Here is a 23,942-nt window from a genome sequence, read left to right as displayed (position 1 = left end):
TGGGATGAATGGTATTAGAAGTGATTATTTAAGAAATTCTCTTGTAGGATTAGAAAAAAAAGTGCCTATTTTAGGTGGACATGAAGTTATTCCTGTAAATTTTGATAATGCAGCTACTACTCCTGTTTTTAGAAGAGTTATAGATAAAATAATAGAAACTAGTGAGTATTATGGCTCTATTGGTAGAGGGATGGGACAAAAATCAGAATACTCAACTAAAGTTTATAACGAGAGTAGGGAATATATTCTTAAATTTTTTAATGCTCCAGCTGATAAGTATACTGCAATTTTTGTGAATAATACTACTGAAGGTATAAATAGACTTTCAAATATGCTTATAAGAGATAAGAATGATGTAATAATAACTACTAGAATGGAGCATCATTCAAATGATTTACCTTGGAGAGGGAAATGTAAGTTAGACTATATAGAAGTAGATGCAGTTGGGAGATTAAAATTTGAAGAATTAGAAAATAAATTAGACAATTATAATGGAGCAGTAAAATATGTATCTGTTACTGCGGCCTCTAATGTAACAGGATATATTAATGATATATATGAAATAGCTAGGATTGTTCATAAATATGGGGCTAAACTAATAGTAGATGGTGCACAAATAGTAGCACATAAAAGAGTTAAAATCATGGGAGATTCAAATGAGGATTCTATTGATTTTTTAGTGTTTTCAGCTCATAAAATGTATGCACCCTTCGGTAGTGGTGCAATAATTGGACTTAAGGAATGTTTTGAAGAAGTTGCCTCAGATCTTAAAGGGGGAGGAACTGTAGATACAGTTTTAGACTATGAAGAATTTTATTTACCACCTCCAGAAAAAGATGAAGCAGGAACTCCTAACTTTTTTGGAGCAGTAGCCTTAGTTGAAGCCATGAAACAACTAGAAATAATAGGGTATGATGAAATTGATAGCAATGAACATTCATTATTAAAAAGAGTTACAGAGGGAATGAGTAGCATACCAAATGTAATTTCATATGGAGATACTAAGAACATTGATGATAGGTTAGGGATTATAGTATTTAATATTGAAGGCATTTATCATGCAGAAGTAGCTAGGGCATTAGCACAAATTAGAGGGATTGCTGTAAGGCAAGGGGCCTTTTGTGCACATCCATATGTAAAAAGACTTTTAAATTTAACAGATGAAGAGGCAACAAAACATTTAACAAATCCAAGATGTAAGATGCCAGGTATGGTTAGAGCTAGCTTTGGGTTATATAATAGTGTTGATGAGATAGATGTTTTTTTAAATACTATAGAGTTAATAAGTAATATGAAATAAAAAATGAAGGCAATACCTTCATTTTTTATTTATTTATTAAAAGTTTTAAATTTTGGCATAGTATCTTCAAAAACCAAGCTAGGAAATCCATCTATTAAAGGATTTAAATAGTTAAATGCTTCTTCAGTTAAGTTGTTACAATCTTTGTTTATCCATTCTATTGGAAAGTATTTAACATTATTTGCAACTTTATCAGCTTCAATTAAAAAATGTGATGTTGAGTAAGGTGAATTGGAATATCTTTTAATTGCAACCATATAGCCACTGTTACCTTCAATAGCAAATTTTAATGCAGAATAACCAGCTTCAAAGGATTCTGTTAAATCAGTATGAGATGCACAATGTATAGCACATCTTTGTAAAACGCCAAGTTCAAGGGATTTTACTCTTTTTGTTATTCCAGAATCGATAATTAATTTTTTTAGATATGAACCTATTCCACCTAGTTGAGCATGTCCAAAATTATCATGTGTTTGAGATTGAACTTCTGTTATGAATTCTCCATTAGCATTTTTAAGCCCTTCAGATACAACTATAAATACTTTGTTTTGTTCATTAAATTTTTGTCTTACATCATTAAGAAATTTAATAGTATCAAAAGCTACTTCTGGTAAGTATATAAAGTCTGCAACTTGTTTACCATCAATTTTAGCAAGACAAGAAGCAGCTGCAAGCCAACCAGTATCTCTACCCATAGTTTCTAATATAAATATTCCATTATTTATATAAACAGATGAATCTAAATATGTTTCAAGAGTAGTAGTTGCAATAAATTTAGCAGCACTTCCAAAACCAGGAGTATGATCTGTAAACATTAAATCATTATCTATAGTTTTAGGAATTCCTATAAATTTAATATCAATTTTAGTATATTTAGCATACTCACTAAGTTTTGCAATTGTATCCATAGAATCATTTCCACCTACATAAAAGAATGCTTTTATATCATAAGCTTTTAGTATTTCTAGAAGTTTATCGTATTCTTCTGTGGACTCTTCTAATTTTTTCATTTTATATCTACAAGAACCTAATCCAGAGGAAGGTGTATATCTAAAAGTTTCTATTTCTGCATCACTTAAAGAGGACAAATCTATTATATTACCATTTAATATACCTTCAATACCATTTAAGCCTCCATAAACTTTATCGAAAGCTTTTAAATCTTTATTTCCTTTTAATAAGCCTACAACACTTGAATTGATAACAGAAGTTGGGCCACCTGATTGTGCGATTATACAATTTGCCATTAACATACTCTCCTTTATAAAAAATCACTCAATGTGATATACTTTTAAATTAATTAATATACTCTAATTAATAATATACAACAAAATATAAATTATTTAAAGTATTTATTTAAAAAATTTAACTCATAAATAATAGAATTATTAATAAAATATATAGTAGATTGAATAAAAAGAGGAGAATATGGTAAATGGGTGTAAAAGAGGTAATCTTTATAGGGATTGCAATGGCTATGGATGCCTTTGGTCTTAGTATAAGTTTAGGAATAAATCCGATTCTAAAGAGAGAAAATAAAATAGGATTTATTTTATCTTTTGCCTTCTTTCAATTTCTGTTTATATTCATAGGTGGATTAGCAGGTTTGATTTTTGATACATATATAGCAAGTATTCCTAATTTAATTGGAGGACTTATTATAGGAATCATAGGAATCATAATGATAATAGAAGGTTTTAAAAAAGATGATAGAGATGATACTTTTTTAATAAAAAAATGTATGTATATTATACTTGGAGTATCTGTTAGTATAGATGCATTAGTTGTTGGATTTACAGTATTTCATCATATAATATCAGGTGTATTATTAATAGTAGATTCTATAATGGTAGGTCTTATTACCTTACTTATGTGCTTAATAGGATTTTATATTTGTAGATATATAAGGAGAATAGATTTTGCATGTAAATACTCTGGTTTTTTAGGAGGAATAATTCTTATGGCTTTTGCTATAAAGATGATATTTTTTTAAGGAATACAAATATATATTTGGTTATGTTATAATATAAAGATATTATAGCGTAGGAGATATAAGAAATGGAATGGACAACTTTTCTAAAAGATAGAGATATAAAAGTAACAAAAGGTAGAATAGCTTTACTTAATATATTAGAAAATTCAGAGAGTGGATTAACAGCAGATGATTTATATGAAGAATGTAAGAAGCAAGGGAAAAATTTAAACTTAAGTACAATATATAGAAGTTTGGAATTATTTGAAGAGAAAAATGTTATTAAAAAAACAGTTCTTACTGATGGGCCAGCTGTATATTCTATGAAAAAAGAAAGTCATGAGCATATACTAAAATGTAATATTTGTCATAAATCAGTAAGGGTTCCATGTCCAATAGAGCAAATAGAAGAAATAATAAAAAAACAAGTTGGATTTAGTTTAACAGAGCATAAGCTTGAAATGAAAGGTATATGTGATAAGTGTAAAAAATAAGACAACGTCGATGTAAACTAGCCCCTGTTTAAGAGACAGGGAGCAGTTCAATGACGTTGTCTTTTATTTTTTAAATCTATCAAATAGTATAACACATATAAGTGTAAATACAGAAGTAATAGCTATAGTACCTCCTGGAGCACTATTTACATAATAAGATAATATTAAGCCTAACATTATATCTAAAAATCCAAATATAATTGAATAGATTAATGTTGTTTTAAAGCTCTTTTTTAGCTGCATAGCAGTTGCAACAGGAACAACCATAATAGAAGATATAACTAAAATCCCCATAATTCTAATTGACATAGAAATTGTCGCACCTACTAGTAAAGTAAATATGTAGTTTATAAGCTTAACTTTAATTCCAGAAACTTTAGCGCCTTCTTCGTCGAAGGTTATGTAAACAAGTTTATTATATAAAAGTATTAAAGTTATTAAGCAAATTATACCGATAATTGAAATTAAAATTATATCGCTTGTACTTACTGTTAAAATACTTCCAAATAGATAAGAATTAACTTTAGCAGAAGCTTTACCGCTACTAATAAGTATAATTGCAATACCTAAACTAAATGTTAAGACTAATGACATTACAAGCTCTGCATACTTTTTATAATAATCTCGTAAAAATTCTATAATAAGAGCACATAATGTAGTAAATAAAAATGCTGTCATTATTGGATTAACTCCTATAACTAGTCCGATAGCTACCCCTGCAAAGGAAGAATGAGATAGGGTATCACCAATCATCGAGTATCTTCTTAACACTAAAAAAAGTCCTATGAAAGGACATAATATAGAAATAATTAAGCTTGCCATAAAGGCATTTTGCATAAATTCTAATTGAAACATTAAAGTCTACCTTTCTAAAAATATATATTTTTTTATTAATCTTTTTATATAGCATCATCTAAAAAGGAATCTTCATTTCTGAATTTAATATAGTCCTTTACAGTATATAACTTAACTGTCCCATTATGTACTTTAAGTATGTGAGTTGAATATTTGAGTGCTATATTTATATTATGTTCTATAGATATAATAGTTTTGTGATCAAATTGATTTAGTTTATTTAATATACCATAAATTTCTTTTTGATTATTTTCATCTACACCAGTGGAAGGTTCATCTAGAATTATAACTTCAGGATTTCCCATTAAAGAACGTGCAATTAATATTCTTTGTTGTTGTCCTCCGGATAAATTTCCGAGAAGAGAATTTTTAAAATCATACATATTAACTTGCTTTAAAGCTGAAGTTATATTTGAATTTTTATTTTTTAATGTTTTTACATGACATTCTAATACTTCAGTAACTGTTATTGGAAATTGAGAATTAAAAGAATCTAATCTTTGAGGAACATAACCTATAGAGTTAGTTTCAATCTCAATAGAGCCAGAAGTCGGAGAAAGAAGGCCTAAAATTAATTTTATAAGGGTAGTTTTACAGCTTCCATTTTCACCAACAACTGAAATATAAGCACCTTTAGGAATACTTAAATTAACATTATTAAGTAAATAAGGTGTTTTATTAGTATATGAAAAACATAAATTGTTTATATTAATCATTAAATCAACTCCTAAATTTTCTAGCTCTATTATATATGATAATGCAAATAATTTGCAACAACTACTTTTCTTTGGCAACTAAAGCATCTTTATCTAAATCCCAAATACCTTTTTTATTTTTAATAAGTTTTGCCTTAACAGTAGTATTTGAATGAGGTTTTTCGTGACTAAGACCATGAGCTTCAACTACAACTGTATCGCCATCTGCAAATAATAAATTATACTGTTGTACGCTAAGAAGTCTTTCTTCTTTAATATCCTTACTTGTAAAGTGATAATCTATAGCATAAGTTAAGTCTTTTAATTTATGTTTTAATACTAGATTATAAATAAGTAAGGATGAAACCATTAAAAGACCTACAAATATAGATAAAGCTACAAAAAATTTTTTTCTTCTATGTTTAAGTCTTTCCTTTCTTTTCATTTTTAAAACTTTTCTTGAAACTTTTTTACTCATAAGCACCCTCCTTAAAAATATCCCTAAGATTATATTACCATAATTTAACATTAAGTAAATACATATCTTGCTTTATTGTATGGTTAAAACATATAATATAGATATATTTAAAAACACTAGATAAAAAATGAATTGGAGGAAAATACAAGATGGATTTTTCAAGCTTAGTATTAATGGAAAAAAATAAGGAAACAGGATTTATAACAAAAGAATTAGGAAGTTTTGAGGTTTCAGAGGGAGCATTATATGTTAAAAAGTTATTTGTGTTAGATAATATAGTTAATTTATATTTTGATACAAATAAAGATGTAGAAGAATGGGAATACTCTGCAATATATGATTTATTTAATCATGAATCATTTGAAGAAAGTGGATTTACAATAGAAGAGGATTTAGAAGAATATAACCCAACATTTATCATAAAATTTGATTATGATGAAGATTATATGGTTATAAAAGAAAAGCTAGGAAAATGTGTTTCTTTAATAGAAGAATCCATGGAAAAAGTATTTAAAGATATTATAGGCAAAGAACAAGAATATATTTAGGAAGGAGGAGCCTAATTTAATTTAGGTGAATTTTTATGAGTGAAAGTAAGGTTCTTAAAAAGAGAGATGAGATTAAAGAGGAATACAAGTGGAAAGTAAATAAGATATTTAAAACAGATGAAGAATGGGAAAAGGCATTTCAAGAGCTAAAAGATAAAGCTCCTAATTTAAAAAATTATGAAGGTAAATTAGATAATGCAGAAAGTATTTTAGAGTATCTTAAGCTTTATGTTGATATTGGAATAAAAGCTGAAACTATTTATGTTTATGCACATTTAAGATGTGATGAGGATACTTCAAATTCAAAATATCAAGGAATGATGAATAGAGTCGATGCTTATATGGCAGAGTTTTCAACATACACAGCGTATTTTGTACCAGAAATTTTAACTTTATCAGAAGACTTTATAAGAGACTGTATGGAAAAATTACCAGAACTTAAAATGTATGATTTTTTCTTCGAAGATATCTTCAAAGAAAAACCACATATTTTAAGTAAGAGTGAAGAGGAACTTTTAGCAAGCGTATCAGATTGCTTATCAGCTCCAGAAGCTATTCATAATATGTTAACTAATGCAGATATGAAATTTGGTGATATATTAGATGAAGAAGGTCATAAGATTGAATTAACAGAAGGGAATTATTCATCATTTATAAAAAGTAAGGATAGGAATGTAAGAAAAGCTGCCTTTGAAACTTTATATAAAGAATATAAAGGTTTTGAAAATACATTAGCAACAGCATTAACAAGTTCAATTAAGAATTTTAACTTTAGTGCTAAAGTAAGAAAATATAAAAATGCTTTAGATGCATCTTTAAGTCCTAATGATATACCTCAAGAAGTATATAAAAATGCTATAAAAACTATAAATGATAATATAGCTTCTTTACACAGATATGTATCATTAAAGAAAAAATTATTAGGTTTAGATGAGATGCATATGTATGATTTATATGTTCCTGTTATAGAAATTAAAAAGGATCATATAGAATTTGATAAAGCTGTAAATATAGCAGTAGAAGGTCTTAATCCACTAGGAGACGAGTATTTAAAGATATTTAAAAATGGAATTGAAGATGGATGGATAGATATATATCAAAATAAAGGTAAAAGAGGTGGAGCTTACTCTTGGGGTGGATATAGTACAATGCCATATGTACTATTAAATTATAATTATGAACTAAATGATGTATCAACTCTTGTACATGAAATGGGTCATTCAATTCATTCTTATTATTCAAGAAAAGAGCAACCATATATTTATGCTGGATATACATTATTCTGTGCAGAAGTTGCTTCAACAACTAATGAAGCATTACTTATACATCATTTAATAAATAAAGAAACTGATAAAAATAGAAAATTATATTTAATAAATCAAGAATTAGAGCAAATAAGAACTACTGTATTTAGACAATTAATGTTTGCAGAATTTGAATTATATACTCATGAAACACTAGAAAGAGGAAATTCACTTACTTCAGATGATTATAATAAAGCATGGCATGATTTAAATGTTAAATATTTCGGGGAAGATATGGTCGTTGATGAAGCTATAGATGCAGAATGGTCAAGAATACCTCATTTTTACTCTGATTTTTATGTTTATCAATATGCTACAGGATATGCAGCAGCATCAGCCTTTGCTAAGTCTATATTAGATGGAGAAAAAGATGCTGTAGAAAAATACATTGGATTCTTAAAGAGTGGAGGAAGTGATTACCCTATAAACATTCTTAAGAAGGCAGGAGTAGATATGACTACTTCAAAGCCATTAGAAGCAACAATAGAAAGGTTTAATGAACTTTTAGATATGTTAGATAAAGAAATTTAATGGGGAATTTATGAAAAAATTTGAAAAAGTATTTTATAATTTATTAACAAAAGAAGCTAATTTCTTTATGAGAGATTATTATAGTAATTTTCATAAAGAAAATAAGTGGCTAGGAGTTTTAGATCTTGGAGAAGTAATTTTAGGTGTTATAGTAACATCTGATAGTGAAGAAGATATAAACTACAGAGAAGCAAAGGAATATTTAGCTGGGGCTTTTGATAAGCCCCATATTTTAAATTCAGTTGTACTAGTTTCAGGAGAGTATATAAATAATTCTCCTAATAAAAATAAATTAATATTTTCCTTAAAAGATAGAAAAATACTTTATTGTAGTGAAACATCTAAAATATTAATACCTATTATAGAATATATGGTGAAAATAGATACATCTTCTAAAGAGAACTTAATTAAATATAAATTAACTTACTCTTTGATTTTAATAAATATATTAATTTATATAATATCTGCAATTAAATCTAAGAACTTTATAGATATAGATATAATTACATTAATAGAGCTTGGAGCTAAAGTTAATCTTTTAATAAATGAAGGACAAATTTTTAGATTTATAACTTCTGCTTTTTTACATGGAGGAATTATACATATTATATTTAATATGATGGCATTAAAGATAATAGGTGTACAAGTAGAACAGGTATATGGAAGAAAAAAATATGCAGTAATTTATTTTGCTTCAGCAATTGGAAGTTCAGCATTAAGTTATATACTTTCACCACAAAGCATATCAGTTGGAGCTTCAGGGGCAGTTTTTGGTCTTTTAGGAGCCATGTTTATGTTTGGTTACAAAAATAGAAAAAATATAGGGAAAGAATATATGATTAATATTATACAAGTAATAATATTAAATATAGCTATTGGATTAACGGTTCCTAATATAGATAATTTCGGGCATATTGGAGGATTAATAGTTGGAAGTTTAATAGCAGCTGTACTATTTAAACGTATTTAAAATAGCAGTTGTTACTAAGTTAACATTTAGTTAACAGTAGGTTAGCTTGCGATAAATATCATTTAAATTTGATATAATTATTAAATCAGCAATGTAACGGGAGTGATAAAGTGAGTTTTAAAAGCAAAAGTCAAGAAAGTTTAGTTACTTGGGGGAGTATGCTTTTACTAGCAATTACAGCTGTATATGATTTTATCTTTAAAAATGGAATAAAGTTTCCAAGAATTCTATTATTAGTTGTAACTATATGGGGAATGTATATCGTATATAAAAAGAGTTTTTTAAGTAGATCTAAAACGTCCTACTATATGATACTAATATTTATATTTTTAGCAATGTATTTAGGAAATGTATGGGATTTTTATGGAATACCTCATTATGATAAATTCTTACATCTGGGTTCTGGTGCGATAATAGCGATTATAGGATATGTACTATTTATATCATTATGTGGAAAAGAAGGTATTAAAGTAGTAAATCCGTATATGGCTGTGATTTTTGTGATAATATTTGCAGCAGCAGCAGCAGGAGTCTGGGAAATATGGGAGTATACAACAGATTCTCTTTTTGGATTAACAGCTCAAAATAATAGTTTAGATGATACAATGTGGGATATTATTTGCGGAACAGGAGTAGGTATTATAACGTCAATTCCAATATATATGTATTCCAGAGGGAAGAAAGTAAAATTTATAGACAATATAATAAAAGAAATGAATGATTAAAAGAATAATCCTTCTTAGATAAATTTATATTTTTTATCTAGGAAGGATTATTTTATTTAGTAGTTAATAAAATAATAACTTTTAGATAAGGGATTATTATATTTTAATATAAGTTTATATAAGTAATTTTTACATTTTATATAATCTTCTTCTTGTAATAATTTGTTAAAATATTTAAATTCTCTATTTTCTATATCATCTCTAATTTTTTTCTCTATTTCCTTTAAAACCTGCTTTTTGTTTTGTAAAGTTGTTTCTGAATATATAATTTCATCTATAAATTTATAAAATTTTATAAAGGATTTATCGTTATTTATTATAGAGGATGCTTTATTAAAAGTAGTGTCACCCTGTTCTAATAAAATGAATTTATATTTATCAAATTCAGAGTTTAATGAAGATATGGAAGGGGTATTACTTAATTCGGAGATTGAGTTTAAAACTTTAATTGCAGATATATTTTTATCTTTAACTTCAAGCATTATATCTGGATTAAAGTCTTTACATATATTAAAATACTCTAAAAATTTATCTATATTTAAAGTAGAGGAATGGGCACCTTTTTTCTTAAAAGGATGTTGTTGACTATAATGAACCTTCATATTTCCATCTAAAGTACTCCAAGTGTTACTGACCTTTTTAAAGATATCGTAAAGAGAATATTTGTTATCGTTAAAACAAGAATTATGTAAGTTATCAAAAATTACAGGTATAGAGCATAATTGACTAATATATAATAAATCATCCATAGAAAAATTTTTTTCATCATTCTCAATTACTAATCTATTTTTAATATTATCATCTAAGTTGTTATAGGTTTTAATAAATCTTTCTATAGCACTTTTTTTATCTCCATAAATTCCTCCTATATGTAATATGATTTTATGTGATCTATCTAAATTTAAAGAATCTAAAAAATCAGCATGATACTTAAGGTCAAGAATTGATTTTTCTACAACATCTTTTTTTGGTGAATTAATAACAGTATATTGTCCAGGATGCATAGATACTCTTAGTGAGTTATTTTTGATATAGTCTCCAATATTTCTCAATTCTTTATCAAAGTAATTGTACCAAGAAAATGTATTTATTTTATGACTAGCAAGAGGTATTATATCAGAACTTATTCTAAAAAGGTTTATATTATTTAGACTATTATAATTAAGTATGTTTAAGAGGCCATCTAAATTTTCTTTTATTAAAGTGATTAGTAACTCTTCAGAATAATATTTTAATAAAATCTTTCTAGTTGTTTTGTAATGGAGCAAAAGAGGCGTACATGCATATCCTATTTTCATAAAAAATCTCCTTCAAATTAAATTAATAAAATATTAGCAATATTATTTATTTAATTAGCTCCAATTATACATATATATAATATTTTATATAAAAAGAATAATTTGAAAAGCATGAAAAGGTTTGCTACATAATAAATTGTTAAAAATATACATGGTATTATAAGTAATTATTAAAAAAATCAGATATTTCGAAAAAATATAGCAATTTATTGTCGTGTATTGTATTATATAAATAATTAGAGAATGAAGGAGATGGAAATATGAACGGCAGAGAATATGTAGATAGCGTTCTAGAACAAGTAAGAAAAAGAAATTCAGGAGAAGTTGAATTTTTAGATGCGATAACAGAAGTGCTAAATTCTTTAGTTCCAGTATTTGAAAAACATGAAGAGTATATAAAGGCAGGTATTTTAGAAAGAATTGTTGAACCAGAAAGACAAATATTTTTTAGAGTGCCATGGATAGATGATAAAGGAAATGTTCAAGTAAATAGAGGATTTAGAATTCAATTTAATAGTGCAATAGGCCCATATAAGGGTGGTCTTAGATTTCATCCATCAGTAAATCAAAGCATAATTAAATTTTTAGGATTTGAACAAATATTTAAAAATTCATTAACAGGACTTCCTATAGGAGGAGGAAAAGGTGGTTCAGACTTTGATCCAAAAGGAAAATCAGATATGGAAGTTATGAGATTCTGTCAAAGTTTTATGGCAGAGTTATATAGACATATAGGTCCTAATATAGATGTTCCAGCAGGAGATATAGGTGTTAGTGGAAGAGAGATAGGATATTTATATGGATATTATAAAAAATTAAGAGGAGCTAATGAACAAGGAGTTTTAACTGGAAAAGGACTTACTTATGGTGGTAGTTTAACAAGAACAGAAGCTACAGGATATGGTTTAGTTTATTTTACAGAAGAGATGCTAAAAGATAATGGATTAAGCTTTTCGGGAAAAACAGTAGTTATATCAGGATCAGGTAATGTTGCTATATATGCTACTAAGAAAGCAACAGAACTTGGAGCTAAAGTTGTTGCTTTAAGCGATTCAAATGGATATATATACGATGAAAATGGAATTAATTTAGATGTAGTTAAAGAAATAAAAGAAATAAGAAGAGGTAGAATCAAAGAATATATAGACAAAGTTCCAACTGCTAAATATTTTGAAGGTTGTAGAGGAATTTGGTCAATAAAATGTGATATAGCTCTTCCATGTGCAACTCAAGGAGAAATAGATGCAGATTCTGCTAAACTTTTAGTGGAGAATGGAACTTTAGCTGTTTCAGAAGGTGCAAATATGCCAACAACATTAGAAGCTATTGAAATATTACAAAAAGCTTCAATTATGTTTGGACCAGCAAAGGCTGCTAATGCAGGGGGAGTTGCATGTTCAGCTTTAGAAATGTCACAAAATAGTATGAGATTATCATGGACATTTGAAGAAGTGGATGAAAAACTACAAAATATAATGGTTAATATATATAAAAATTCAAAGAATGCAGCTGAAGAATGTGGAGAACCTGGAAATATTCTTCTTGGAGCAAATGTTGCAGGATTTATGAAAGTTGCTGAGGCTATGATGGCACAAGGAATAGTTTAAAACCTCAAAAATAGTAACCCCTATTTTGAGTTTTATTTATACACTTATCATATTTATTGTGATAAGTGTATTTTAATTTCAAATAAAATTTTATTAAAAACCAAAAAAAGATTATAAATAGATTTACATAAGGATAATATATTAATAGAAATATCTCTATGTAAATGTTTAAATTGCAAACTTAATTAAATATTAAGATTTCACACTTGATTTTTTAAATGCGATGGAATATATTAAAAAGGATGTAAAGAAGGACACTAATATATTTTAACAAATTTTATAGTCCTTTAAATTTATAGGAGTGGATGTAATGGGTGATATAATTTTTTCAGTTACAGCGGTTTTTCAAATATTCGTCTTTGTAATTACGATGTATTATTTTATTCTTGCTTTTATGGGATTAAAAAGAAAAGATGAAAAAAAGAACTATAATGCTGAAAAGAAATTTGCTATGATTGTTGCAGCTCACAATGAAGAAGTTGTAATAGGAAAATTAATAGAGAGTATGCTAAATCAGGATTATCCAAAGGAACTTATAGATATATTCATAATTGCTGATAATTGTACTGATAATACTGCAAAAGTAGCAAGAAAATATGGTGTAAATGTCTATGAAAGATTCAATGATGAGCAAAGAGGTAAAGGCTTTGCATTAGAATGGATGTTTGCAAAGTTATTCAAAATGAAGAAGAAGTATGATGCCATAGCTATTTTTGATGCTGACAACTTAGTATCAAAAGATTGGTGTAAGGAAATAAACTCAAAAATGCTAGAAGGATATAAAGTAGTACAAGGTTATATAGATAGTAAAAATCCAAATGATTCTTGGATTGCAACATCATATTCTATAGCGTTTTGGTCACAAAATAGAATGTATCAATTAGCAAGAGCTAATGTTGGATTATCTAACCAAATCGGTGGAACTGGATTTGCAATAGATACAGAAGTTCTTCAAGAACTTGGTTGGGGTGCAACATGCTTAACTGAAGACTTAGAATTTTCATGTAAGCTAGTTTTAAATGGTGAAAAAGTAGGTTGGGCACATGATGCTATAATTTATGATGAAAAACCATTAACATTAAAGCAATCATGGGTTCAAAGAAGAAGATGGATGCAAGGATTTACAGATGTTGCATCAAGATATTTCTTTAAACTTATAAAGAAGGGTTTAAAAGAAAGAAAATGGTTTGTTTTAGACTGTGCTCTATATGTAATACAACCTTTCTTAACATTAATGTTAGGTATTTCATTACTACTATCAGTACTCCAAATTGTTAGTTCAGATGGATTAAATATATTCCTAATAAGTTATTTATTTGGAGATGTTTTATTTAAGGTATTAGCGGTAATGCAATTCTTAATAACACCATTAATTATGAAATTAGATAAGAAAATATCAACAGGTTTCTTTGGTATGATATTATTTTATTCATTAAGTGTATTTGTTTTACCAATGATACTTGGAAATTCTAACAGTTTAGCTTTATATGTATTAGCTAATATAGTATATAATGCAGCATTTTTATTAGCTACGTGGTTGTTCTTAGGAAAGAAGAATTTAATTTTACTATTTAGATTCTTATTATATGCTGTATATACTTTAACTTGGATACCTATAACAATACAAGGTATGTTAAAGAAAAACAACAAAGAGTGGAACCCTACAAAGCATGTTAGAAGTATAGAAATTTGTGATGTATAAAAAAACCAGCGTATTCGCTGGTTTTTTATTTTATGATATGAACCTATAAAGAACAAATGTTTGACAAATTTCTTTAAAACTATTATATTTTAAAAGAAACATTAATTATGATAAAATTATAAAGATTGTATATAAGGTATGAACTTTGAGAAAATTATAATTTAAAAGATAAATTTTAAAGTAGTATGTGTACCTTAAATTGGCAAGTTAATTTTGGAGGTTAGAATGAGTGATGATTTAATTAAGGGATATGATGTTACAGATTTGACATCCCTAGAGAAATTAGAGCCTGTAAGAGTGAGACCAGGTATGTATATAGGGTCTACGGGAAGTAAGGGATTACATCATTGCATTTGGGAAATATTAGATAATGCCATAGATGAGATATCTAATGGATATGGTGATAAAGCGACTATAATTATAAATAAAGATAAAAGTATTACTGTTATAGATAATGGAAGAGGGATTCCTACAGGAATTCATCCTATAAAGAAAAAATCTGGTGTGGAGATGGTATTTACCGAATTACACACTGGAGGAAAGTTTGATAATAAGAACTACAAGACATCTGGTGGATTACATGGAGTTGGGGCAGCAGTTGTAAATGCTCTTTCAAAATGGCTAGAAGTAGAAGTTCATCAAAATGGTAATATATACAAACAAAGATTTGAATATTGTTACGATAAAGAATTGAAAAAAGATATGCCTGGAACAGCAGTAGGTAAATTAGAGATAATCGGAAAATCTAAAGAGAATGGCACAAGAGTTACTTTTATGCCAGATAAAGATGTCTTTTCAACAGTAGATTTTAAATTTGATGTAATAGATGAGAGATTACAAGAACTAGCTTTTCAAAATAAAGGAATACATTTAGAACTAATAGATAGAAGAAAAGAAGAAATAGTAAAAGAATATTATTCTGAAAGAGGGTTATTAGATTTTATAGATTATTTAAATGAAAGTAAAACTACATTACATCCAAATCCAATTTTCTTTGAAGGTGAAAGAAGTCTTGAAGCAACTCAAATGTTTGGAGAAGTATGTATACAATTTACTGATTCTACAACAGAATATATAGCAAGTTATGTTAACAATATACCAACTACAGAAGCTGGAACACATGAAACAGGTTTTAAGACTGGTATGACTAGAGCATTTAAAGAAGGTGCTAAGAAGCTAGGCATTTTAAAAGAAAAAGACAAGGACTTTGAAGGTGATGACCTAAGAGAAGGTATGACTGCTATAGTAAGAATAAAAATAACTAATCCAGTATTTGAAGGACAAACCAAAACTAAATTAGGCAGTACAGAAGCGTACACAATGATGAATGATTTAGCCTACACAAAGTTTGGTGAATGGATAGAGGATAATAAAGAAGTAGCAACTATGATAATAAATAATGCACTTCAAGCAGCACAAAGAAGAGAAAAAATAAAGAAAATAAATGATGCTGAAAAGAAAAAGGTTGGTAAAGGTACAGCTCCTCTTGCAGGTAAGGTTGCAGTATGTACATTAAAAGATAATACTGTTAATGAATTTATAGTAGTGGAAGGAGATTCTGCTGGAGGATCAGCTAAGCAGGCAAGAGATAGAAGATTCCAAACTATAATGCCATCTAAAGGAAAAATAATGAATACTGAAAAGCAAAAACTAGAAAATGTTTTAGCATCAGAGGAATTAAAAATATTCAATACTGCAATTGGAACAGGAACTTTAGATAATTACAAAGAAGAAGATTTAAAATACGATAAAATAATAATAATGAGTGATGCAGATGTAGATGGATATCATATAAGAACTTTATGGATGACTTACATTTACAGATATATGAGACCGCTTATAGCAAATGGACATCTTTATTTAGCTCAACCTCCATTATATAAAGTTTATAGAAACACAAAAAATGGAGAGATTTCTAAGTACGCTTATAGTGATGAAGAATTAGAAAAAGTTAAAAAAGAAATTGGAAAAGGTGCTCTTATACAAAGATATAAAGGATTAGGAGAAATGAATCCAGAACAATTATGGGATACAACACTAAACCCTTCTACAAGAACTTTACTTCAAGTTACTATAGAAGATGCAGCTAAAGCAGAAAAAATGGTTTCATTATTGATGGGAGATATAGTTGAACCTAGAAAAAATTATATGTATAAGTATGGTGAATTTTAATTTTGAATAGAATGGAGAAATATTATGGCAAAGAAAGTTAATGATATACCTAGGGATAATAATATTATTAGAATTCCTATAGAAGAGGCAATGCCAGATAACTATCTTCCTTATGCAATAGAAGTAGCAAAAGATAGAGCTCTTCCAGATGTAAGAGATGGATTAAAGCCTGTTCATAGGAGAATACTATATGGAGCATATCTTTTAAAGGCCTATCCAGATAGACCTTATTATAAATCAGCTAGAATAGTTGGAGATATTTTAGGTAAGTTCCATCCACATGGAGATAGTTCGGTTTATGATGCTATGGTAATTATGGCTCAAAATTTCTCCACAAGAGAACCACTTATAGACGGACATGGTAACTGGGGATCTATGGATGGAGATGGCGCAGCAGCTATGAGATATACAGAAGCAAGACTTGCACCAATTGCAATGGAAATGCTTAGAGATATAGATAAAGAAACTGTAGATATGGTTCCTAACTATTCGGATAGTGAGTTAGAACCAAAGGTATTGCCAAGTAGATATCCAAACCTTTTAGTAAATGGTGCTTTTGGAATAGCTGTAGGACTTGCAACTAACATACCACCTCATAATTTAGGTGAGGTAACAGATGGTGTGCTCTCATATATAGACAATCCAGAAGTTACAACGAAGGATTTAATGAAGTATATAAAAGGTCCAGACCTACCAACAGGCGGAATACTTATAGGGAAAAATTCATTACTTTCTGCTTACGAAACAGGAGAAGGTAAGGTTACATTAAGAGCTAAAACTAGTATTGAAAAATTAGAAAATGGAAGAATAGGAATAGTTATAACTGAATTCCCATATAGAAGAAATAAAGCTAAGTTACTTCAAACTATTTCAGAAATGACTGGAGATAAAAGACATTCAAAAGCATTAGAAGCTATAATTGATATAAGAGATGAATCTGATAGAAATGGAGTAAGAGCAGTTATTGAGCTTAAAAAAGCAATAGATGAAGATGGAGCAGATAAGATATTAAAGTATCTATTTAAAAAGACTGACTTACAATGTAACATAAGCTTTAATATGGTTGCATTAGCAGATGGTAAACCACAAACAATGGGTCTTAAGACAATAATTGAACACTATGTTAATCATCAAAAGGAAATTGTTACAAGAAGAACTGTTAGGGAATTACAGATAGCTGAGAAGAGATTTCATATTGTAGAAGGATTTATAAAAGCTATAGATGTTTTAGATGAAGTAATAAAAACTATTAGAGAATCTAAATCAAAAAAAGATGCAGCTATGAATCTTATGAATAAATTTGGATTTACGGATATACAAGCAGAGGCAATATTAGAATTAATGCTTTATAGATTAACTGGTTTAGAAATAAAAGTATTCCAAAAGGAATATAATGAATTAGAAAAAACTATAAAAAGATTAAAGAAAATATTAGATGACGAAAGAGAACTTTTAAAAGTTATAAAAACTGAACTTAAAGAGATAACATCTAAATTTGAAAATCCAAGAAGGACAGCTATTATAGAAGATGATAGCGAAGCCAAAATAGATCTTGAAGAACTTATAGTAGTTGAAGATGTTATGGTTACAATATCAAAAGATGGATTTGTAAAAAGAATTCCTCTTAAAACATATAATAGATCTAATGGGAAAATTGAAGATATTGAGTATAGAGAAGGAGATGAACTGAAGTTTTTAGTTAAATCTAATACTATTGAAAATCTATTGGTATTTACTAATGCTGGTAATATGTATCAAATAAAAGGAATAAATATACCAGAAGGTAAATGGAAAGAAAAAGGAGAAAGGTTAGATAGCTTAATAAAAACATTAAACTTAGAACAAGAAACTATAGTTAATGTGATTTCTGTAAATAGCTTACATCCAAATAAATATATTCAATTTATTACTTCAAAGGGTTGTATAAAGAAAAGTTCTTTAGATAAATTTAGTACTTCATATACAAAACTACAAGCATTGAAAATGAAAGATGGGGAAGAAGTTATTCGTGTAGATTTATTTAATGAAGAGGAAGAAAAAGATTTTTTAAAGGTTGAAACTAAAAATGGATTAAACTTTAGTTTAGAAATACCAGAACTTGAAGATCAACCAAGAAATATTCTTCCGCTACAAATATTTAATTTATCATCAAAGGACGAAATTTTAAATGTAGAATATACTAATGAGATGGAGTTTTTAGAGTTCTCTATAGGAATAAATTCGAAGGGAATTATTAAAAGTATAGGGAAAGTAAGAAAACAAGACGCACTTAAAGTTAATACCGATTCAAAAAGTGATATATTAATGTTTACTAATAAGGGAAGTGTATATAAAATTTCAGCATTTCTACTTCAAAATGTTAATAAAGGTGATATAATTTTAAGTAATATAGTAGATGGTATGTTACCAGGAGAATCTGTAATAAAGATATCTTCAGTAATTAACTTCATAGATAATAAGTATGTATATTTCTTTACTAAAAAAGGTATGATTAAGAAAACTTTATTAAAAGAATTTGAAGGAAACTATTCATCACAAATAGCTTATAAATTTAAACATGATAAAGACGAAGTTATTTCTGTAGATATTTGTGATAAAACTAATGCTGAAGTAATTATGGTAACTAAAAAAGCTATGGCAATAAAATTTTCTACAGAAAATGTGAATCCAATGGGGAAAGTAGCTTCAGGTGTTACTGGAATAAGCCTAAAAGAGGATGATGAAGTTATTTTTGGTAGAGTATTTGTAAATAATCATACAAATAATGAAAATGAAATAGCGATTATGTCACATATAAAATTAACACTTATATCTAAAAGTAAGAATAAAAAAGAATTAGAGATTGAGGAAATAAAACTTCAAAATAGAGCTGGTAGAGGTAGTAGTGCCTTGATGATAGGCTTAGATGATGAATTAAAGGAAGTTTTATATAATTAAGAAGTATAAGGGAGAAAGAATTATGAAAAAAGTAGCAATTTTATTAGCCGATGGGTTTGAAACAATAGAAGCTTTAACAGTTGTTGATGTTTTAAGAAGAGCAGATGTAACTTGCAATACTTTTGCGTTAAAAGATTTAGAGGTTACAACATCTCATAAAGTTAAGGTAATAGCAGATAATAATATAGAAAATAATGAAATAAATGAATATGATATATTAGTTTTACCAGGTGGAATACCAGGGTCTACAAGCCTAAGAGATAATAAAAAAGTTATATCATTAATAAAAGAATTTTATAAAAAAGGTAAATTTGTATGTGCGATTTGTGCAGCCCCTATTGCTCTAGGAAAAGCAGGAATAACTACAGGTAAAAATATAACTTGTTATCCTGGTTTTGAAACAGAACTTGGTGAATGCAACTATAAGAATGAATTAGTTGTTGTTGACAATAATATAATAACAGGAAGAGGTCCAGCAGCAGCTATTCCTTTTGCTTTTGAGATATTAAGTAAAGTTAAGCCAGAAAAAGTAGATGAAATTAAAAGAGGAATGTTATTTATCTAGCATAAGAAGTTTTCGGGGAATATAAAGAGTATATTTAAGATTAGGGTTAATTAAATAATTAACTCTAATTTTATTTTATATTTATTTAAAATATAACTTAGTTTAAATAAGAGTATTAACAACCAAGTTTAGTAAAATATATAGTTTTAAAAAGTAGCATAGAGAGTGATTTTAGATTAAGTTTGAGGAATTATATGGAAAAATGGATGATAAAAAATATAAAAAGTAATTATAAGGCTATCTCAGAACAATGTAATATAAACGAAGTTGTAGCAAAGTTATTGGTTAATAGAGGGATATATAAGATAGAAGATATAAAAAAGTTTTTAAATGTGGATATTAGAGATTTTCATGAATCATCTAAAATGAAAGATTTAATTAAGGCAGTGCAAAGAATACATGATCATATCAAAGAAAATAATAAAATATTAATAGTAGGTGATTATGATGTGGACGGCGTCATAAGTTCATTTATTCTATATAAAGCATTAAGTCGATGTGGAGCAAATGTTTCGTATCATATCCCAGATAGAATAAAAGAAGGATATGGAATTAATGAAAGTATTATTCGTAAGGCTTATAATGATAAAATAAATATTATAATTACATGTGATAATGGGATTGCGGCAATAGACCAAGTTAAGTTGGCAAATGAATTAGGGATAGAAGTTATTATAACAGATCATCATGATATACCATTTGTTGAAGAGAATGGAGAGAGAAGATATGTAACGCCAGAGGCATTAGCAGTTATTAATCCAAAACAGAGTGATTGCAATTATAATTTCAAGGGTTTATGTGGTGCAGGGGTAGCCTATAAATTTATAGAAGAATTATATAAACTTAATAATATTAGTAAAGATGAAGCAATTGATTTATTACAATATGTTGCTATAGCAACAGTTTGTGATGTTGTAGATTTAGTGGATGAAAACAGAATAATAGTTACAAAAGGGTTAGAGTTGTTAAATAATACAACTAATGTAGGATTAAATGCATTGTATGAAGAGACTGGTATTAAGGATAAGACTATTACTGTATACACTCTTGGATTTGTTATAGGACCAAGTATAAATGCGTCAGGACGTCTTGAACAAGCATTTTGGGCGTTAGAACTATTATTAAGTAATGATGTTAATAGAGCAAAAGAATTAGCATGTAAATTAAATGATTTAAATAAAGAAAGACAAGAGTTAACTAAAGAAGGTGTAGATAAGGCTATTCGTATAATCGAAGAAAATAAAATGCAAGATAATAAAGTCATAGTGGTATATTTAGATGATATCCATGAAAGTATAGCAGGAATAATAGCAGGTAGGATAAGAGAGAAATATAATCTTCCTACGATTATTCTTACAAAGGCTCATGATGGTGCTAAAGGCTCTGGAAGATCAATAGAGGAATATAATATGTTTGAGGAGTTATTAAAATGTAAGGACCTCCTAGGTAAGTTTGGAGGACATCCAATGGCTGCTGGTATGTCTATACCTATTGAAAATATAGATGCTTTTAGGGATAGACTAAATGAAGTTACTACATTAACAGAAGAAGATATTATGGTCAAAGTGCAAATTGATATGGGATTACCTTTAAATAAAGTAAACTATGAATTAATAGATCAAATATCGTTATTAGAACCATATGGAAAAGCAAACCCTAAACCAACCTTTGGTATGAAAAAATTGAAGTTATTAGAGGTAAAAATACTAGGTAAAAATAGAAATGTACTTAAACTTAAATTAAGTGATGGTGGCTTAGTTATTGAGGGGATATATTTTGGTGATATAGAAAAGTTTGAAGAAACTATGAAATGGGAATTTGGAGACTATGAATATGCTAGAGTTCTTAATGGAGAGCCTAACGATGTGTATTTAGATGTTATTTGCTTCCCTGAGATTAATGAATATATGGGTAATAAGAAGGTTCAGTTAGTTATAAGTAATTATAGAGTTTCTAAGTAAATTATTTAGGTATAGTTTTGAAAGAGAAATTGTAAAAGGGTACCTGCATTTAGGTACCCTTTACTTAAATAATTCCATTTTATTTAAGTATTGATTAAATAGTAGAGAAATATCATTAATTGGTATTTCTTTTTATATTGCAAAAAATTCTATACTGCAATATGGAATAGTAAACTATTGCTGAAGATGGATTACTTTACTCCATTTTCATATTGTTCTACCATTCTTTTAACCATTTCTCCACCAACAGATCCACATTGTTTTGAAGAAAGGTTACCATTATAATCTGTAAATGGAACACCCATTTCGTTAGCTACTTCATTTTTGAATTTTGCTAAGCTATTCTTTGCTTCAGGTACTAATGATGCCACGATAATCACCTCCTTTTTATTTGATGATTATAGCTTGTGTAAAAAGAGAAAAATTATTATATGAAAGTTAAGGAATTAAAGAAAAGAATTTCTATAACAATATTAATATTAGTGATTTAAAATGGAAATTATGATTTAATAAGTATGTATAATATATAAAATAGAAATGTAAATTAACGAAAGTATTTGAACATACATATAATTTATTTAAGATAATAGTTTTGTTTGATATATTAAGGAGGATTAATAGATGAGTAAATATAAAATTATTATGACTGGTGGAGGAACAGCAGGACACGTAACACCCAATTTAGCTTTAGTTCCAAAACTTAAGGAAAAAGGTTTTGAAATAAAATATATAGGAAGTAAAACAGGTATAGAAAAAGAAATAATAGGAGATGCTAAAATACCATATTATGAAATTTCATCAGGAAAGTTAAGACGATATTTTGATTTTAAAAATTTTACAGACCCTTTTAAAGTAATGAAAGGTGTCTTAGAAGCAAAGAAAATATTAAATAAAGAAAAGCCAGATGTTATTTTTTCAAAGGGAGGATTTGTGGCAGTACCTGTTGTGATAGCTGCATCAATGAAAAAAATACCAGTAGTTTCTCATGAATCTGATTTAACACCAGGTCTTGCAAATAAGCTATCAGCTCCATTTTGTAATAAACTTTGTGTAACTTTTAGAGAAAGTCTTAAGTATATAAAAGATGGAAAGGGGGTACTTACAGGAACTCCAATAAGACATGAAATATTAGAAGGGAGTAAATTAAGAGGTAAAGAGATTTGTGGATTTAGTGATAATAAAGAAATCTTATTAGTAATAGGTGGAAGCTTAGGCGCAAAGAGTATCAATGAAGAGGTTAGACGAGATTTAAATGAAATATTAAAGGAGTTTAATGTAATACATGTTTGTGGTAAGGGGAATTTAGATAAAAATTTAAATAATATAAAAGGATATAGACAATTTGAATATGTTAAAGAGGATCTTCCTCATTTACTTAAAGCAGCGGACTTTATAATTTCAAGAGCGGGGGCAAATGTTATCTTTGAGTTGTTAGCACTTAAAAAGCCTACATTATTAATTCCGCTTTCTAAGAAAATTAGTAGAGGAGACCAGATATTAAATGCAAATTCATTTGAAAAAGAAGGATATTCCTTAGTATTAGATGAAGATGAAATGATGGAAAAACATAATTTATTAATTAAATTAAAAGCGCTAAAGGAAAAGGGAAGCTATTTAGTAAAAAATATGGAGAATAGCAATATGAAAAACGGTGTACAGGCGATTTTGGAAGTAATACTAAATAGTATAGAGATAAATATGTAAAATAAGCTTATTTTTCCTTGGTTAAGGTATATCGACCTAATATGAACCGTTGCTAACTTGCAAAAATATAACACTAGTATATAATAAGAGAGTAAGTAAAATTTAGGTAATATATGCCCAAAAA

General features: G+C 27.8%; 20 protein-coding genes. 14 read left to right on the top strand and 6 right to left on the bottom strand.

From position 1 onward, the window contains the following. Positions 1-4: 4 nt before the first annotated feature. Complete coding sequence (locus BTM21_RS08330; protein WP_079481211.1) at positions 5-1,300, top strand: aminotransferase class V-fold PLP-dependent enzyme; 1,296 nt, start codon at positions 5-7, stop codon at positions 1,298-1,300. Positions 1,301-1,329: 29 nt separating this feature from the next. Here BTM21_RS08330 and BTM21_RS08325 read toward each other — a convergent pair whose 3' ends face one another. Further along, positions 1,330-2,547 carry a 6-phosphofructokinase gene (locus BTM21_RS08325; protein ID WP_079481212.1) on the bottom strand — a complete coding sequence of 406 codons (1,218 nt, stop codon included), beginning with the start codon at positions 2,545-2,547 and terminating at the stop codon, positions 1,330-1,332. 188 nt (positions 2,548-2,735) lie between these two features. Here BTM21_RS08325 and BTM21_RS08320 point away from each other — a divergent pair, with 188 nt between their 5' ends. Continuing rightward, entirely contained in the window at positions 2,736-3,293 is a 558-nt protein-coding gene (locus BTM21_RS08320; protein WP_021875159.1) for a manganese efflux pump MntP, read from the top strand. Between the two features lie 65 nt (positions 3,294-3,358). Further along, a complete protein-coding gene (locus tag BTM21_RS08315) occupies positions 3,359-3,766 on the top strand; it encodes a Fur family transcriptional regulator (RefSeq protein ID WP_021875160.1) in 408 nt (135 codons plus the stop codon). Positions 3,767-3,829: 63 nt separating this feature from the next. On the opposite strand, the gene BTM21_RS08310 is transcribed toward BTM21_RS08315, so the two are convergent. From BTM21_RS08310 to BTM21_RS08300, 3 genes are all read right to left on the bottom strand, one after another. Next, on the bottom strand, positions 3,830-4,621 hold the full coding sequence (locus tag BTM21_RS08310) for a metal ABC transporter permease (protein WP_079481213.1): 792 nt from the start codon (positions 4,619-4,621) through the stop codon (positions 3,830-3,832). 44 nt (positions 4,622-4,665) lie between these two features. Next, a complete protein-coding gene (locus BTM21_RS08305) occupies positions 4,666-5,337 on the bottom strand; it encodes a metal ABC transporter ATP-binding protein (RefSeq protein WP_021875162.1) in 672 nt (223 codons plus the stop codon). 61 nt (positions 5,338-5,398) lie between these two features. Next, positions 5,399-5,794 carry a hypothetical protein gene (locus tag BTM21_RS08300; protein WP_079481214.1) on the bottom strand — a complete coding sequence of 132 codons (396 nt, stop codon included), beginning with the start codon at positions 5,792-5,794 and terminating at the stop codon, positions 5,399-5,401. A gap of 149 nt (positions 5,795-5,943) precedes the next feature. Here BTM21_RS08300 and BTM21_RS08295 point away from each other — a divergent pair, with 149 nt between their 5' ends. The 4 genes from BTM21_RS08295 (at position 5,944) to BTM21_RS08280 (ending at position 9,872) form a co-directional block, all read left to right on the top strand. Further along, positions 5,944-6,342 carry a DUF6762 family protein gene (locus tag BTM21_RS08295; RefSeq protein WP_021875164.1) on the top strand — a complete coding sequence of 133 codons (399 nt, stop codon included), beginning with the start codon at positions 5,944-5,946 and terminating at the stop codon, positions 6,340-6,342. A 35-nt stretch (positions 6,343-6,377) separates the two neighbouring features. Beyond that, entirely contained in the window at positions 6,378-8,177 is a 1,800-nt protein-coding gene (gene pepF, locus BTM21_RS08290; RefSeq protein WP_021875165.1) for an oligoendopeptidase F, read from the top strand. A 10-nt stretch (positions 8,178-8,187) separates the two neighbouring features. Then, a complete protein-coding gene (locus BTM21_RS08285) occupies positions 8,188-9,147 on the top strand; it encodes a rhomboid family intramembrane serine protease (RefSeq protein WP_021875166.1) in 960 nt (319 codons plus the stop codon). Between the two features lie 110 nt (positions 9,148-9,257). Beyond that, the gene (locus tag BTM21_RS08280; RefSeq protein ID WP_021875167.1) at positions 9,258-9,872 is read left to right on the top strand and encodes a DUF2238 domain-containing protein; all 615 of its coding nucleotides are present in this window, start codon (positions 9,258-9,260) and stop codon (positions 9,870-9,872) included. Positions 9,873-9,928: 56 nt separating this feature from the next. On the opposite strand, the gene uvsE is transcribed toward BTM21_RS08280, so the two are convergent. Then, positions 9,929-11,170, bottom strand: coding sequence for a UV DNA damage repair endonuclease UvsE (uvsE, locus tag BTM21_RS08275; RefSeq protein WP_096145408.1), 1,242 nt, complete (start codon positions 11,168-11,170; stop codon positions 9,929-9,931). A 260-nt stretch (positions 11,171-11,430) separates the two neighbouring features. Between uvsE and gdhA the strand changes: the two genes are divergently transcribed. From gdhA to recJ, 6 genes are all read left to right on the top strand, one after another. Further along, positions 11,431-12,777: an NADP-specific glutamate dehydrogenase gene (gdhA, locus tag BTM21_RS08270; RefSeq protein WP_021875169.1), complete on the top strand. Its 1,347-nt coding sequence runs from the start codon at positions 11,431-11,433 to the stop codon at positions 12,775-12,777. A gap of 310 nt (positions 12,778-13,087) precedes the next feature. After that, positions 13,088-14,479, top strand: coding sequence for a glycosyltransferase family 2 protein (locus BTM21_RS08265; protein WP_079481215.1), 1,392 nt, complete (start codon positions 13,088-13,090; stop codon positions 14,477-14,479). Positions 14,480-14,704: 225 nt separating this feature from the next. Beyond that, positions 14,705-16,651: a DNA gyrase/topoisomerase IV subunit B gene (locus BTM21_RS08260; protein WP_079481216.1), complete on the top strand. Its 1,947-nt coding sequence runs from the start codon at positions 14,705-14,707 to the stop codon at positions 16,649-16,651. A 24-nt stretch (positions 16,652-16,675) separates the two neighbouring features. Beyond that, complete coding sequence (locus BTM21_RS08255) at positions 16,676-19,588, top strand: DNA topoisomerase IV subunit A (RefSeq protein ID WP_021875172.1); 2,913 nt, start codon at positions 16,676-16,678, stop codon at positions 19,586-19,588. A gap of 22 nt (positions 19,589-19,610) precedes the next feature. Then, positions 19,611-20,153 carry a DJ-1 family glyoxalase III gene (locus BTM21_RS08250; protein ID WP_021875173.1) on the top strand — a complete coding sequence of 181 codons (543 nt, stop codon included), beginning with the start codon at positions 19,611-19,613 and terminating at the stop codon, positions 20,151-20,153. Between the two features lie 194 nt (positions 20,154-20,347). After that, positions 20,348-22,114 carry a single-stranded-DNA-specific exonuclease RecJ gene (recJ, locus tag BTM21_RS08245; RefSeq protein ID WP_079481217.1) on the top strand — a complete coding sequence of 589 codons (1,767 nt, stop codon included), beginning with the start codon at positions 20,348-20,350 and terminating at the stop codon, positions 22,112-22,114. 191 nt (positions 22,115-22,305) lie between these two features. On the opposite strand, the gene BTM21_RS08240 is transcribed toward recJ, so the two are convergent. Further along, positions 22,306-22,488 carry an alpha/beta-type small acid-soluble spore protein gene (locus BTM21_RS08240; RefSeq protein WP_172000991.1) on the bottom strand — a complete coding sequence of 61 codons (183 nt, stop codon included), beginning with the start codon at positions 22,486-22,488 and terminating at the stop codon, positions 22,306-22,308. Between the two features lie 247 nt (positions 22,489-22,735). Between BTM21_RS08240 and BTM21_RS08235 the strand changes: the two genes are divergently transcribed. Continuing rightward, positions 22,736-23,818 carry an undecaprenyldiphospho-muramoylpentapeptide beta-N-acetylglucosaminyltransferase gene (locus tag BTM21_RS08235; protein ID WP_079481218.1) on the top strand — a complete coding sequence of 361 codons (1,083 nt, stop codon included), beginning with the start codon at positions 22,736-22,738 and terminating at the stop codon, positions 23,816-23,818. Positions 23,819-23,942: the final 124 nt, after the last annotated feature.

The sequence above is a fragment of the Clostridium chauvoei genome (assembly GCF_002327185.1).
Taxonomy (GTDB): Bacteria; Bacillota; Clostridia; order Clostridiales; family Clostridiaceae; genus Clostridium; species Clostridium chauvoei.
This window is presented reverse-complemented; position numbering and strand designations above follow the sequence as displayed.